Origin of the sequence: Burkholderia puraquae (genome assembly GCF_002099195.1) — a bacterium.
Lineage (GTDB): Bacteria > Pseudomonadota > Gammaproteobacteria > Burkholderiales > Burkholderiaceae > Burkholderia > Burkholderia puraquae.
Map to the genome: position 1 here is coordinate 540,286 of NZ_NBYX01000002.1, position 14,738 is coordinate 555,023.

A 14,738-nucleotide genomic window follows, 5' to 3' on the forward strand; every position below is an offset into this window, starting at 1 on the left:
TCGTCGCTCTGGTCTCAGTTCGCGGCGGCCGCGGCCGGCAGCGTGATCTTCAGTTCGCGCGCCACTTCGGCGAACAGGATCGGCAGGCGCACCGGCTTTTCCTCGCAGCGCGCGTTGTAGTGCGACACGATGTGCGCGATTTCGTCCTCGCTGGCTTCGCCGGTCGAGATCTTGCCGGTCAGCAGGAAGATCGGCGCGCCACTGTTCTCGCTCGAGCGGATGCCGCGCACGAGTTCGGCGGCCGTCTGGTCGCCGAGCATCCAGTCGAGGATGTAGCCGTCGAAATCCTCGACCTCCAGGGCCTTGCGGAACGTCGCGCCGTCGAAGTACGGGATCGCGTTCACGCCTTTTTCGATGAAATATTCACATACCGTCTCGGCGACATCCTGCGAATCGTCGACCACGGCGATCCGCGCGGCATACACGTTCGGCTGCGTCGAGCGCAACTCGATGACGTCGACCGGATAGGTGCGGCCCTCGCGCGCGTGCTGGCGCTCGGTGATGAGCCATTCGCCTTGCCACTGCAGCGCGACGAAGTCCGTTTCGATCTGGCTGCTGGCCTTGGTCGAGATCGCGGCGCGGCAGCGGAAGCGCCGCGACTCGATCACGAGCGTCGCGTCGATCATCTCGGCGGCGGCCGGCTGCGTGCCCTTGTCGTCGAGCAGGATCGCGGGCGGCACGCCGAAGTGCGTCGCGATGTCCTGCAACTGCGACAGGTTCCACGGGATCAGGCCTTTCATCTTGCGCGTGACGACCGAGAAGCTCAGGCCGAGCACATTCGCGATCGTCGTGTTGTGACTTCGCGGCGGAATACCGTTCCGGTTCAGTAGGTCGCGCACCTTGTTGGCGGTGATGAGATCGACGTTGGCCTGCTCGCTGTTGGACATCTCGATGGGGTCTCCAGGGGTTTTGGCGACGGAAAGCATATCAAAACTGACGCGTCATGCAAACTTTGAAAAAGCGAATGACCTTGACATGCCTTTTTTCTTCATTATTATTGCTCACCACGTCACTATTGTTTGTCGCGTCATGTTTGGAGATCGATGCCGACCCCAGTCGGTACAGCGAAAAGCGACGACACAGAATTAGTGACAGAACGATTCGAAGAGAGAGCCTGAGAGAGCCTTGGAAAGCGTGTCGGCGTTGGCGGATTGTATCCGTTGCGCCGCACGCCGCCGGGTGCGAGCTCGCGGGGGTGGGATAGCTCGAAGAATTGCGGCGCCAATAAAACTTGAGGAAAGTACCAATGTTCCGCCGTTTACTCGCACCGGGGCTGCTGTTGCTTTTGGCCGCGTGCGCGCAGGATCCGTCCATCACCAGCAACACGGTGCGGATCTGCGACGACACAGGGTGTTCCGATCGCCCAAAAGATCAGGTGTCCTATCAAAAAAGGGACGATTCGGCCGACCAGGAGAGCCCGCGCATCGCTGCGCTGAAGCAGACCGCGAAGACCCAGCCGAAGGCCGCCTACGACCTCGGCCTGCGCTATTTCCGCGGCGACGGCGTGCGCCAGGACAGCTACCAGGCACTCAAGTGGATGCGCGAGGCCGCCGAGCGCGGCGACCTGCAGGCGCAGAAGGCGCTCGGCAGTTTCTACCTGTTCGGCCTCGAGGAAATGGGCTCCGATGCGCGCGAAGCGGAGAAGTGGCTGTCGATCGCGGCCGGCCGCGGCGACAAGGAGTCGAAGAAGCTGCTCGACCTTGCACGCAAGGCGAAGAAGGAAGACGAAGAAGACTGGAAGTGGCGCACGCAATGGCGTGACGTCTATTACGGCTACTGGTACTCGGGCTATCCGTACTACGGCGTCTGGCAGCAGACGTACTGGTACTACTGACCGGGCCTGAAGCAACGGGGGCAGCAGCGGGGAGACCACCATCGCGCGCCACGCCGGGGGGCTTATCGAAGTTCGCACGAACACATAAGCCGAACAACGACTCTAATCGATCGACAACGACATGAAGACCAACCTTTCCCATCGTCTCACTCAAGGTGCGCTGGTTGCAGCGCTTTGCGCGTCCGTCGCCGGTTGCGGCGGCATGGTGACGCCCGGCGGCCAGAACGCGGGCGTGACGGGTGCCGCCGCGGGCGGCGCGAGCGCCGGCGCCGATTCGGGGCTGCAGCGCTGCGCGTCGCCGCTCGGCACGATCGCCGTCGACGACGGCCGCAACGCCGACTGGTGGGGCCCGTTCGGCAGCGCGACCAAGATGACGACGATCGACCCGCTGCTGCGCCTGGCCGTCCAGCAGTCGAACTGCTTCGTGATCACGTCGATCGGCAACCAGAAGAGCGACGCGCGCCTGTCGCGCATCACGCAGCTGCAGCGCAACTCGGGCGAATACCGCGCGGGCTCGAAGCAGCAGAAGGGCCAGCGTGTCGCGGCGGACTACTACATGGAACCGCAGATCGTCATCAACGATTCGCCGATCGGCGGCATCGGCAGCATGATCGGCGGGCTGATCGGCAACGGCGCGGTCGCGGCGGTGGCCGGCCACCTGCAGACGAAGGCATCGGTCGTCACGCTGACGCTGTTCGACGTGCGCTCGGCCGTACAGATCGCGGCGTCGGAAGGCAGCTCGACGGCGACCAACTACGGTGCGGCGCTGGGCGGCTTCGGCGGCGGCGTGGGCGGCGCGTTGGCCGGCTTCTCGTCGACGCCGGAAGGCAAGGCGACGGTCGTCGCGTTCATCGACGCATACAACAAGATGGTCGTTGCACTGCGCAGCTACAAGGCGCAGGACGTGAAGGGCGGCCTCGGCCGCGGTGGCCAGCTCCAGGTCAACTGACGTTGCAGGGCCGGCGCGATGCCGCCGGCCGATTTCCGCTTCCTGATTCGTGATTGTCCGTGCGCGCGGCGTGATCCGCGCGTACCGGCTTCGTTCGTCCTTTTTGCATTGAGGTGATCCCGATGAAAGCCGTTGCACTGATCGCATTGACCTGCCTGGCGCTGACCGCTTGCGGCGGCGACGATTCCTCGCCCGCGGCGTCCGGCGGCGGATCCGGCACGACCAACAACGGCGGCACCGGGGGGACGGGTTCCGGCGGCACGGGTTCCGGCGGGACGGGGACGGGCGGCAACGGCGGTTCCGGCGGCTCGGGCGGCAGCACGCTGACGTGGCGCTACGAGGCACAGCCTGTTGCGGCGGACCGGGCGAGCTTCCTGACGCTGGTCAACAACGAAGGCGCGAAAGGCTATCGCTATCTGGGCGACTACTTCTACAACGCCTCCAGCGGCGGTACGCAATCGATCTTCGTGAACGACGGCACCGCGCAAACCTATACGTACCAGTTGCAGGCGGCGCCGGCGGACATGACGTCCTTCGTCAACGCGGCCAACGCGCAAGGGGCGAGCGGCTACCGCTACGAAGGGCCGCTCACGTACGGCGACCTCTACCGCAAGGATGGCGGCTCGTCGGCCACTTACACGTACACGACGACGGGCCTGCCGGCCGATACCAACGCGTTCCTCACGCAGGCGAACGGCCAGGGCCAGTCGGGCTACTGGTTCCTCGGCCCGATGGCCGTGGGGGCGGTGCAGGCGAACGTGTACATGAAGAACACGGCATCGAGCGCGACCTATACGTACGATGCATTGGCGCCGACGTCGACCGTCAGCGACTTCATCGCGCAGGCGAACAGCGAAGGCGCGAAGGGCTATCGCGCGAAGGGGGCGATGGCGTTCGGCACGGCGATTTCGTGGATCTACGTGAAGGACCAGACGCAGTCGCCGACCTTCACGTACCAGTCGGCCGCGATCCAGTCGACCGGCGCGAGCTTCGTCCAGCAGGCGAACACGTTCGGCGCGCAGGGCTCCGCCTATCTGAGCGATATCGCGCTGGGTACCACGCCGCCGATCGCGATGGCGTCGTTCTATTTCAAGCCGACGAACTGCACGGGCTTCCTGTGCACGACGCTCAATCCGCTCACGCAGAACTGAGCGCGCGGCTCCGGGTGCCTCCGGTGCGTCACCGCGTTCGTGATGCATCTCTGCCGCCGGCTTGGCTTGCCGGCGGCATTTCGTTTCAGGCGTGCCCGTGAACCGGCGAAGCGACTTGTTCGACCGGACAGGCGCACGATACGCGATTCCGCCATCAAGTTTCGTTCGAGTTCAAAACAATAATTCAAACAGATAAGACGTGTACTAAAAGTACGGTCCTTGCCTGATTTTCGCAGTGTCGTTTGGCATGATCGGGACATCACTATCCCGAATGTTTCCATCGTGACGGCCGGTCCGGCAGGAAATCTGCCGCATGTTCGTGCTCCGGGCGCCGTCACGCCGAGCCATGCCATACAGCACGCTTCAGTCCATTCGCCGCTACCAGAGCATCTCGATGTTCGGGGGCGGCATCGTCGTCACGATCCTGATCCTGATCGCCTGCGGGCTCGGGATCACGTCGATCGTCTACGGCTATCTGGACGGTGAGCGGCGCAATTTCCTGAACGGTGTCGAGGAAGCGGTCGACGAGGTGCAGGTGGCCGAGACATCGTTCAGGAATGGCGTCACGAATACGCAATTGATCTGGCGCGAGATCGACCCGGCACCGGCCGACGTCGTGAATACGTTCTTCGCCAACGGCCAGCAGCTCGCGATCACGCCGTATCCGTCGCTCGTGGTCGGTGTGCCGGGGCAAACCGCACGGCGCGACGAGGTCGCGCGCTATCTCGCGCTGTCGTTCATGCTGTCGCGCATCGGCGCGGCGAGTTCGATCAATCGCGGGCGTACGCTCGAGGGCTATCACTACAGCACGCGCACGGGGATGTTCGGCTTCGTGCCGCACCTGTCGCGCGACAATCCGGCGCTTGCGTCGGCCGACGCGCGCGCGCATGTGCTTGACGCGCTGCGCGTCGATTTCGACGGCCCGCCGCCGGCCGCGACCAACGGGCGGCCGAACGTCCGCTGGCTGCCGCCCTACGCGAATCCCGTCACCGGACAGGCGCGCATCCGCGTCGCCGCCGAGGCGCGCGCCGGCGGCCAGCCGTTCGCGGTGCTGGTCACCGAATACGCACCGGAGTACCTGCTGTCATGGCTGTCCGGGCGTGCGCGGGCCGGCACGTTCTTCGTCACGTCGGCGGACAACCGGCTGATCGCGATCGATCCCGACGTCGAGCGCACGAATGCGCTGACCGAGCGCTTGCTGAGTCTCGACATCGCGCACGATGACCACGCGTCCGGCGAGCCGCTCTTTCGCGATGGGGCGATCGTGTTCGGCAGCAAGCTCGCGGCAACCGGCTGGACGATCGCCTATGTGCTGTCGTGGGCCGACGTCATGGCCGGCATCGGCGCGCAGGCCGGCGCGCTCGCAGCGGCGACGCTCGTCGCGATCGTCGTGATGTGGCTGCTGCTCGTGCGCTTCCACCGGCGCGTGCTCGTGCCGGTCTATGCGCGCTCGGCCCGTGTGTTCGACAGCGAGGCGCTGTGCCGCAGCGTGATCGCGATGGCGCCGGTCGGCATCGGTCTCGTGTCGCTGTCCGACCGGCGCGTGATGCTCGCGAGCGACGCGCTGACGCAGATGCTCGTGCCGCACGGCGGCGATCACCATGCGCTGTCCGCACAGGTGCTCGAGAAGTACGACGCGTTCGTTGCGAACGGCGGTGTCGGCCGGACGATGACGACCGAGTTCGTGCTCGATGCACACCGCGATGCGCCGCTGCGTCTGGAGGTCATCGCGCGCAGCGCGCGTTACCAGGGCGAAGACGTGCTGATCGCGGCGTTCGCCGACACGAGCGCGCAGCGCCGGCTTGTGCATCAGCTCGAGGAGGCGGTGCGCGCGGCCGATTCGGCGAATGCGGCCAAGTCGTCGTTTCTCGCCGCGATGAGCCACGAGATCCGCACGCCGCTGAACGTGATCCTCGGCAATCTCGAGCTGCTCGAACGCACGGCGCTCGATGCGTCGCAGCAGAGCCGCGTGCAGACGCTGCGCGCATCGGCCGAAGGTCTGCTCGCGATCGTCAGCGACATTCTCGATTTCTCGAAGATCGAAGCCGGTGCGATGTCGGTCGAGTCGATCGAGTTCGACGTGATCGCCGTGATCGAGCGCGAGCTCGCGGCATTCGCGCCCGTCGCCAAGGCGAAAGGCCTCCCGCTATTCGCCGATATCGATGCAAGCGCCGGACAGCGGATGCGCGGCGATCCGACGCGGCTTGCGCAGGTGGTCGGCAACCTGTTGAGCAACGCAATCAAGTTCACGAGCGAAGGGCGCATCGTCGCGCGCGTGGCGGTCGGGCGCAATGCGCGCGGCGCACTCGAGCTCGCGATCGGCATCGAGGATACGGGCATCGGGATCGACGTCGCGCAGCAGGCCAGGCTGTTCAAGCCGTTCTCGCAGGTCGACGCTTCGATCACGCGGCGCTACGGCGGCACGGGGCTCGGGCTCGCGCTCTGCGACCGGCTGGTCGAGGCGATGGGCGGGACGATTTCGGTCGATAGTGCGCCGCGCGTCGGCAGCCTGTTCACCGTACGCTTGCCGCTGCGCATGGGGAGTGCGCCGAAATTGCCGGTCGGTGCGCGTGCGGGCGCCGGCAGGACGCTGATCGTCGTGTCGCCGGAGGACGCGTGGCGTGCGTTCGCATTTCCCCATCTGCGCGCATGGGGTTTCGACGTCGCGATGCATCCAAGCCCGATCGGGATTGCCGCCGGGTGCCTCGCGCGTGCGCACGCGATCGTGCTCTTCGGCGACTCCGATCAATGGCGGCGCGAGGAACTCGACAGCCTCGGCGGCGGTACGCCGGTCGTGCTGGCTACGCCGGATGGCCCGCTGCAGCCGGACGTCGCGGGCTGCACGATTCGCGTGTCGAGCTACTCGCTGAACGGGCTGCGCACGGCGATCGAGCAGGCGCGCGTCGCTGTCGTCGTGCCGCGGCGCCCGACGGCCGGTGAAGCCGATGACGTTCGACCCGGAGCGGTTTCCGGTACGCGTGTGCCGCGTGTGCTGGTCGCCGACGATGCCTCCGTCAACGGCTCGATTTTCCGCGAGCAGCTGGATGTGCTCGGCTGCGTGGTCCGATGCGTATCGTCGGGCAGCGCCGCGCTCGACACGCTCGTGACCGGCGAGTGGGACGGGCTGCTGCTCGGTGCCGACCTGCCCGATATGTCGGCCCTTGAACTGGCGGAAGCGGTCCATGCGCGCGCGTTGCCGTGCGACATGATCGTCGTGGCATCGCATCTCGCGCCCGACGACGCCCGGCGTTATGCGGCGTCGAACGTCGAATGCGTGCTGACCAAGCCAGTGACGCTGGCGGACCTGCGCCGGGGTGTCGCGCGCCTCGCGCGGCGGCGCGGAATCGCGTTTCCCGCGGGTGCGGCGGACGAGCGGCCGACGTCGAGGGCGATGGCGGCCGCGGCCGCGGCGGTGCACGGGCCGGGACGATAAAAGAAAAGCGACGGCACGACGACGTAGAGCGTCCGTGTCAGAACGGGGAAGGCAGACACGCCGCATCGCTCCGGTGCCGCGTGATTTCGACTGAAGAAGGAAGGGTAAGGCCGTGCGCTATATGGGAAAGGTGTTCGGGCTGCTGCTTGGATTCGCGACGTTGCCAGAGAAATCCAGACGGGATTTCCTGACGAAGCTGAACGAATTCATGATGATGTCGCCATCGCAGAAGCGGCGGGCCATCACCGAGTGGCAGCACGCCGCGGATGACGGGTCGGGCGAGCCGGAAAAATCCGTGGTCAAGCGTTAGGCAGCGGCTTTCGCCGCTCCGCGGGACCGGATGGATCGACGGCGTCGGGGGCGCTGCCGATCGGATGCGCGTGGGCGGCGAACCGCTGATGGTTCGTGCCGCAACGCCGTGTCGGGCGCAGGTCGCCACGCCTGGTTGCATCGCCGAGACGCAGAACCCGTCTATTATCTTAAAATTACGCTGCGCACCGCCCGGTTCGCTGAACGCTGCAACGCGATCGTGTTGCGTGATCGATTCGAATCCTGGCGCGGTTGCCAACATGGCACGTCGGGCCGCGTGTATCGGGAGAAGAATAGAGATGGATGAATTTTTTGTGCGGGTGATGGTGGCGGACGATCATCCTTCGTCCGCACTCGGGATGTCGCAGGCGCTCGCGGGCAGCAGCACGATCAAGTTGATCGGCACCGTCTCGAGTTCGACCGACCTCGTGGCGGTGCTCGACGAGCAGCAGAGCGATGTGCTCGTCGTCGACTATGTCATGCCCGGCGGCAAGTATGGCGACGGTCTTTCACTGCTGTCGTTTCTCCAGCGGCGCTATCCGGCGCTTCGTCTCGTGACGATCACGATGATCGACAATCCGAGCGTGCTGCTCGCGATCCAGAAGCAGGGTGTCGGGTGCATCCTGAGCAAGTCCGATGCGATTTCGCACCTGGTCGGCGCGGTTCATGCGGCGTTCGTTGGCGCGAATTATCTGTCTCCATTCGTCAAGAAGCTGCTGGAGGACTGCCGGCCGTCGGCAGGTACCCGTACGCTGACTGCCCGCGAGATCGAGGTCGTGCGGCTTTACGGAGCCGGCCTGACGGTCGGCGAGATCGCCGTCCAGCTTCATCGCAGCAAACAGACGATCAGTTCGCAGAAATCGAGCGCGATGAAGAAGCTCGGCATCGTGCGCGATGCAGATCTGATCCGCTACGCGAGCGAGGGCCAACTGCCCGAGTTGCCCGAGGCCTGAAATCGGTGAGTCGCACGACGCATGAGGTCGTGCCGGCGCCGGCGCGATTTCGACGATAGCTATGCCAACCAAACTGAAAACGCTGATCGCGCACGCCACTGCCGCGGGTCGCAAGCCGTTCGAGCCCGGCCGCGTTCGACGGCAGCAGCAATGGCTGCTGTACGGGAGCGGCGTGGCGATCACCGTGTTCGTGCTCGTCTGTGCGGCACTCGTCGCGCGCCTCGACGTAGAGGAATCGGTTGCGCAATACCGTTCGGAATTCCTGGTGCGCAAGGCCGATATGCTGGCGGAAATGGAGGTGATCAAAGCGCTCCAGAATCGTTATACCGAGAACCTGGAACTGATGGTGAAGCATCAGCCGGCCGTGCCCTCGGATGCACTGAAGCGCTTCGACGACGGTCATGGCAGGCTGGACATACTGGGTCGGACGGGGCGCGTGGCGGTCGCGGCTTTCGCGGTCGCTCCGTCCGAGCGGTCGGCGGGCGACTACCCGCCGTTTCTCGGCGGGTTTCTTCAGCAAGTCGAGGTGACGGGGAAGATGCCGCCGCGGCAACCCGGCGACCCCGGGATGGCCGGATATCTGCTCGATCCGCACGGGACATTCGTCATCGTGACCGGATATCCGTTGGTCAAGCAGTCGCGCGCGCTGCCCGCCGGTTTCGACGTGAAGGCGCTGATCCGGCAATTGCAGCCGCAGGCCGATCGGTATCCGGCATCCAAGACGTCCGATAATCGCGCGGTTTTGCTCGAGAAACGCTACGATCCGCTCGCCGGGCGGTCCGTGCTGCGCTCCGTGCAAGCGATCCGGGACGAACACGGCACGCTGGTCGCGTGGTTGATCGTCGTCAGCCGACCGGAGATCGACGCCATCCTCGCACCGACCTCGGCCGGCGTGGAGTACGCACTGGTCGACTTGCACGCGAATGTGCTGAGCGGCCGCCAGTCGGACGCCGCGATGATTGCCCGCGCGGTCGACTATGCGCAGGCTGCAGGCGACGCGCGCGCGGTCGCACATCGGGCCGGCACGAGCATCGTGATCGGCGACCGGATGCCGGGGTTCGACGAAGTGCTCACGGCGACGATCACGTGGCGCACCCTGCTTGACGACGTGGCGGTGCGGTTGGGCATCGCGGCCGGTCTCGCGTTGCTCGCCATCGGCACGGTGTGGTGCGCGATCGTCGTATTCGACCGGCGCGCGCTACGCCCCGCCAACCGCCGCGCCATCCGGCTGATCGAAAGCGAGGCGCTGAACCGCGCGCTGATTCGCACCGCGCCGGCCGGGCTCATGCTGCTGTCGCTGGCCAACGGCGAAACCATGGTGCGCAACGAGGCCGCCCAGGCCTATGGCGACACGTCGCTCGGCAAGCGCATCTGGCAGGCTTGCCACGGCAGTCTCGCGGGTGGGATGGCGCAGCGCGTCGTTACGCACGAGTTGCCGGTCGAGCGCGACGACGGCGGCACGACCTATCTCGCCGCGCATATCGTCCGCACCCGCTATCGCGGCGTCGACGTGCTGCTCTGTACGCTCACCGACATCACTGTGCGCAAGCAGATGGAGCACAAGCTGCGCGAGGCGCGCGAAGCCGCCGACGATGCGAACAAGGCGAAATCGACGTTCCTCGCGACGATGAGCCACGAGATCCGCACACCGCTGAACGCGATCGTCGGCAATCTCGAACTGATGGCGCGGGCGGCATTGCCATCGGCCGAACAGCGCCGGCTGCAGACGGTCATGTCGTCGTCGGATGCGCTGCTGCGCGTGATCAACGACGTTCTCGATCTGTCGAAGGTGGAATCCAACCAGATGGTGCTGGAGGCCGTGCCGTTCGACCTGCGTGCGGTGCTGCGCGACGTCGCGGCGATCTTCCGCCCGCTCGCCGACGCGAAGCAGCTCGTACTCGAATGCCGGATCGCCCCCGAACTCGCCGACGGTTACGTCGGCGACCCGACCCGCCTGCGCCAGATCGTGTCGAATCTCGTGAGCAACGCGATCAAGTTTACCGAGCACGGCAGCGTGACGATCGAAGCGCGGCAACCCGTTGCCGAAGATCATGTGCGTCGCGTCGAGATCGCGGTGCGCGATACCGGTATCGGCATCGCGCCGGAGAGTCTGCCGATGCTGTTCGACGTGTACGTCCAGACCGATGCGTCGATCTACCGGCGCTTTGGCGGCACGGGGCTCGGGCTGCCGCTGTGCCGGCGCCTCGCGCGATTGATGCACGGCGACCTGACGGTCGAGAGCCGGCCGGGCGTGGGCACGACGCTGGTGGCATCGCTGCCGATGCCCGATGCGCCGTCCGCGTGGCGGGCCGCGCTCGACGGGCCGGAGCCCGGGATCCCGGCCCCGCCGGCCTGCGATGCCGGCGGTACGCCGCTGCGCGTGCTCGTGGCCGAGGATCATCCGGCGAGCCGTGCGTTGCTGCGCGATCAGCTCGAGGCGCTGCATTGCAGCGCGACGCTCGTCGCGAACGGAATCGAAGCGATGCGCGCATTCTTTGCGCAACCGTTCGACGTCGTGCTGACCGATCTCGGCATGCCGGAACTCGATGGTTTCGCGCTCGCGAATTTCCTGCGCGAGCAGGGCGCGAAAGTGCCGGTGATCGCGATGACCGCACATGCGACCGACGAGGACCGGCGCCGCTGTGCGCAGGCGGGGACGGTGGAGATCGTGCTCAAGCCGTTGTCGATCGATGCGCTCGAGGCGGTACTGCGCCGGCATGGGGGGCGTGGCACCGTAGCGGGGGCGGCCATGCGGGAGAATGTGCCTGCCGTCACCGACGAAATCAGGCGGACCCTGCGCGAGGCAACGCTGAGCTCGCTCGACGCGCTCGATGCGGCGCTGTCGGGCGGCGACGCGGATGCGATGGTGGCTGAACTGCACTCGATGCGCGGCGGTTTCGCGATGGCCGACAATCCGCGGGCACGGGATGCCTGCGCAGCCATGGAGCATGTGTTGCACGAAGGCGGGGCCGAAGCGTTGAGGGCACGCTGGCCTGCTTTCCGGAACGCGATTGCCCGCGAACTGGAACACTGAACCCGCGTGTGCGTCGATGCGGCTGGCACGCGCGCCGCACGTGCCAGCCGTGGCCCTTCAGTTTCGGCCCCCGCTCTTGAAACGGGTGGGGGCCATCATGCCGGACCCTGCGGGTTCAACGCATCATTACCAGCTGGCGGGACCGTAGCGCCACTTTCCGTCGATCTTGCCGAAACTCATGCCGACCGTGGCGTACGGCTGGTCCGGGCCGCTGGCCGAGCTGGTTTCGATGTGGCCGCGGTCCGTATTCAGCCCGACGAGGCGACCCCAGAAAAACGGACCGTAGGTCGGTGTCACAAGGTTCAGGCGGCTGCTCGACGTCGAGGCCCGGATCGTACCGGCGTTTTCACCGACGAGGCCGCCCAGGTTCGAACGGTCGCCGGCAATCGTGCCGGTGGACGATGCATCGTCGATGAGGGCGCCTTTGTCGTTCAGGCCTGCCAGACCGCCGACGCTCGAGCCGTCCGCCGCCGCGCTGCCCGACGCCCGCGCGTGGCGAACGATCGCGTCGTTGCCGCGGTTCGTGCCGACCAGTCCGCCGACCCGGCTGCCGTTGCCGGCCGTCACGTCGACCGCGGCTTGCACGGTGTCCAGCACCCCCGAGTTCTGCCCGACGAGCCCGCCGACATCGCTCGCGTCGCGTGCGTTGACCCTGCCTGCGGCGCGCGCGTTCGACACGGTGCCGTCGTTCGTGCCGACGAGCCCGCCAGCATGGCTGTTGCGACCGGCCGTCACCGTGGCCGTTGCATGCGCGTTGCGGATCGTGCCGCGGTTCGTGCCGGCCAGGCCGCCTACATGGCCGCTCGCGAGGTCGGTCACGTCGCCGGTCGAGCGCACGTCGTCCAGCGTGCCGCGCGCGTTTTCACCGACCAGACCGCCGATTGCCACCGCACCGGCGGCCGTGACCGAGCCGGATGCGGACGCGTTGGCAATCGTGCCGCCGTCGCGGTTCTTCCCGACGAAGCCGCCGACATACCCGCCTTTGCCGGCCGTGACCGTGGCGGAGGTCGACGCGTCGCGAATCGTGCCGTAGTTGATTCCGACGAGGCCACCGGTGCTCGTGTCGTCGCGGCCGGACACGCGCCCGCCGCTCGACGCTCGAACGATCAGGCCGCCGTTGGTCCCGACGAGTCCGCCGACGCTCTGCACCTCGCGGTTGAACTGCGGGTCGAACGGACTGCCGGGGCGGCCGGACAGCGTGACGTCGGCGAAGGCTTCGCTGTCGGCGATCGTGCCGGCGTTGGCGCCGACCAGGCCACCTACGGAGACGGTGTTGTTGCTGCCCGATACGCGCCCGGCGAAGCTCGCGCGGTCGATCGTGCCGAGGTTACGGCCGACGAGGCCGCCCATCTGGACCGCGTCCCTGCCGTTGTACGAGACGCTCATGTTCTTCGCGGTGACGTTGGTGATGCGTCCGCCCAGGTTGTCGCCGACGAGCCCGCCGACGAATGCGGCGCGGCCGGCCGAGGTACCGTCGACGACGAGCGAATCGAGCGTCAGGTTCGCCAAGTGGCCGCTGCTCTGCCCGAACAGGCCGATGTTCGGGCCGGTGTTGGTGATCGACAGCCTGCTGATCGTGTTGCCGAGGCCGTCGAACACGCCGTGGAACGCACGATCGCCGCCGATGCTGCGCAAGCGCGCGTTTGCGCCGTCGATCGTGTTGCCGATCACGTAGCGGCCGCCGAGGTTCGTATCGACGTTGCGCAGGTCGGCGAGCGTGTGCAGCACGGTGTAGTCTTCGCCGTTCGAGCGGAACGATGCGTGGTCGCCGGACAGCGTCACGACGGCCTTGTTGTTCAGCGTGTGGCCGTTCTTCGAGTTGAGTTCGAGATGTGCGTTGCGGCCGGTGAGCTTGACCGCAGCGTCGATACGGATCTTGTCGGCAGCGTTGACGTTCAGGCCGGCGTTCGTGCCGGTGGACGACAACGTTTGCTTCAGGTCGACGTTGCCGTTTTGCGAAGTCAGCGTGAGCGTGCGATCGCTGTTCCAGGCGACGGGGCCGGCGACGGAAAGATCGCCGCGGATGTTGGTGAGCGCGACGTTGGTGGTGCCGAGGTTGTGCGACAGCGTGTCGGCATCGATCGACGCGTCGACCGGATAGAGGCTGTCGGCGGTGTTGTTTGCGACGCCGGCGTTGGCGGCCTCGATGGTCCAGGTGCCGGCGGTGTCGCCCGCACGTGTGTCGACCGTGGTGCCGCGTGCGACACGAACCTGCTCGCCGCGCGTGACGATCGAGCCGGCCGGTGCGCCGGCTTCGGCCGCGCTCGTGTCGAGCGTGCCGGCGACCTTGACGGTGCCGCCGTCGAGCGTGATCTTGCCGGCGCGGCTGGCGAGGCCCTTTGCCTCGATGGTGCCGGTGTTGTTGACGACGGCGTTCAGCAGGTTGCCCGCTGCGCGCGCGGTCATCAGCACTTCGCCGCCGTCGGCCTTGAGCAGGCCGCCGTTGGAGGCCTGCGCATCGACCGCGCCGCCTTCGACCTGCAGGCTGAGGAGATCGTTGCCGTCGAAGTTGACCTTGAACGTGTTGCCGGCGCCGAGCGCGATGCGGCCCATCTTCGCCTGGATCACGCCGTTGTTGGATACGCGTGCGCCGAGCAGCGCGACGCTGCCGCCGTCGGCGGCAGCGATGTGGCCGTCGTTGACGATCGACGCGGTGGAGTTGCCGGAGAAGCGATAGTTGCCGGCGAGGAAGTCGGCGTCGGCGATGTTCTGGGTGGACGCAACGAGGCCGCCGACGTTGATCTGCGCGCCGGAGCCGAACAGCACGCCGTTCGGGTTGACGAGGAAGACCTTGCCGTTGGCGTCGAGCTGGCCGTGAATCTGGCTGCCGTTGTTGCCGACCACGCGGTTCAGCGCGATCGACTGCTTGCCGGGCTGGAGGAACGACACGCGCTCGTTGCCGGCGATGCTGAAGTCGTTCCAGTTGGTGATGAGCTTGTCGGTGTGCTGGTTGATGGACATCGACCTGCCGTCGTTCTCGCGAACGATGTCGGCCTTGCCGGCGGTGATGTTCTCGCCGGTGGGCAGCGCGAAGGCGGGCAGCGAGGTGAAGCCGAGCAGCGAGAGGGCGGCGGC

The 14,738-nt window shown here is 66.6% G+C and carries 9 protein-coding genes; 7 read left to right on the plus strand and 2 right to left on the minus strand.

The window, feature by feature from the left end:
• Positions 1-14: 14 nt before the first annotated feature.
• A complete protein-coding gene (locus B7G54_RS06820; RefSeq protein WP_085038381.1) occupies positions 15-887 on the minus strand; it encodes a response regulator in 873 nt (290 codons plus the stop codon).
• A 359-nt stretch (positions 888-1,246) separates the two neighbouring features.
• On the opposite strand from B7G54_RS06820, the gene B7G54_RS06825 reads away from it, so the two are divergent.
• The 7 genes from B7G54_RS06825 to B7G54_RS06855 all read left to right on the plus strand — a co-directional run bounded on the left by B7G54_RS06825 (position 1,247) and on the right by B7G54_RS06855 (position 11,663).
• Complete coding sequence (locus B7G54_RS06825; RefSeq protein WP_085038382.1) at positions 1,247-1,834, plus strand: tetratricopeptide repeat protein; 588 nt, start codon at positions 1,247-1,249, stop codon at positions 1,832-1,834.
• 121 nt (positions 1,835-1,955) lie between these two features.
• Positions 1,956-2,783 carry a hypothetical protein gene (locus B7G54_RS06830; RefSeq protein ID WP_085038383.1) on the plus strand — a complete coding sequence of 276 codons (828 nt, stop codon included), beginning with the start codon at positions 1,956-1,958 and terminating at the stop codon, positions 2,781-2,783.
• A gap of 122 nt (positions 2,784-2,905) precedes the next feature.
• Positions 2,906-3,934: a hypothetical protein gene (locus tag B7G54_RS06835; RefSeq protein WP_085038384.1), complete on the plus strand. Its 1,029-nt coding sequence runs from the start codon at positions 2,906-2,908 to the stop codon at positions 3,932-3,934.
• Positions 3,935-4,280: 346 nt separating this feature from the next.
• On the plus strand, positions 4,281-7,367 hold the full coding sequence (locus tag B7G54_RS06840) for an ATP-binding protein (protein WP_085038385.1): 3,087 nt from the start codon (positions 4,281-4,283) through the stop codon (positions 7,365-7,367).
• A 121-nt stretch (positions 7,368-7,488) separates the two neighbouring features.
• Positions 7,489-7,677 carry a hypothetical protein gene (locus B7G54_RS06845; protein WP_085038386.1) on the plus strand — a complete coding sequence of 63 codons (189 nt, stop codon included), beginning with the start codon at positions 7,489-7,491 and terminating at the stop codon, positions 7,675-7,677.
• A 298-nt stretch (positions 7,678-7,975) separates the two neighbouring features.
• Positions 7,976-8,629: a response regulator gene (locus tag B7G54_RS06850; RefSeq protein ID WP_085038387.1), complete on the plus strand. Its 654-nt coding sequence runs from the start codon at positions 7,976-7,978 to the stop codon at positions 8,627-8,629.
• Positions 8,630-8,690: 61 nt separating this feature from the next.
• Positions 8,691-11,663, plus strand: coding sequence for a hybrid sensor histidine kinase/response regulator (locus B7G54_RS06855; protein WP_085038388.1), 2,973 nt, complete (start codon positions 8,691-8,693; stop codon positions 11,661-11,663).
• A gap of 126 nt (positions 11,664-11,789) precedes the next feature.
• On the opposite strand, the gene B7G54_RS06860 is transcribed toward B7G54_RS06855, so the two are convergent.
• Positions 11,790-14,738, minus strand: a 2,949-nt coding sequence (locus B7G54_RS06860) for a two-partner secretion domain-containing protein (protein ID WP_085038389.1), incomplete at its 5' end; no start/stop codon positions are given.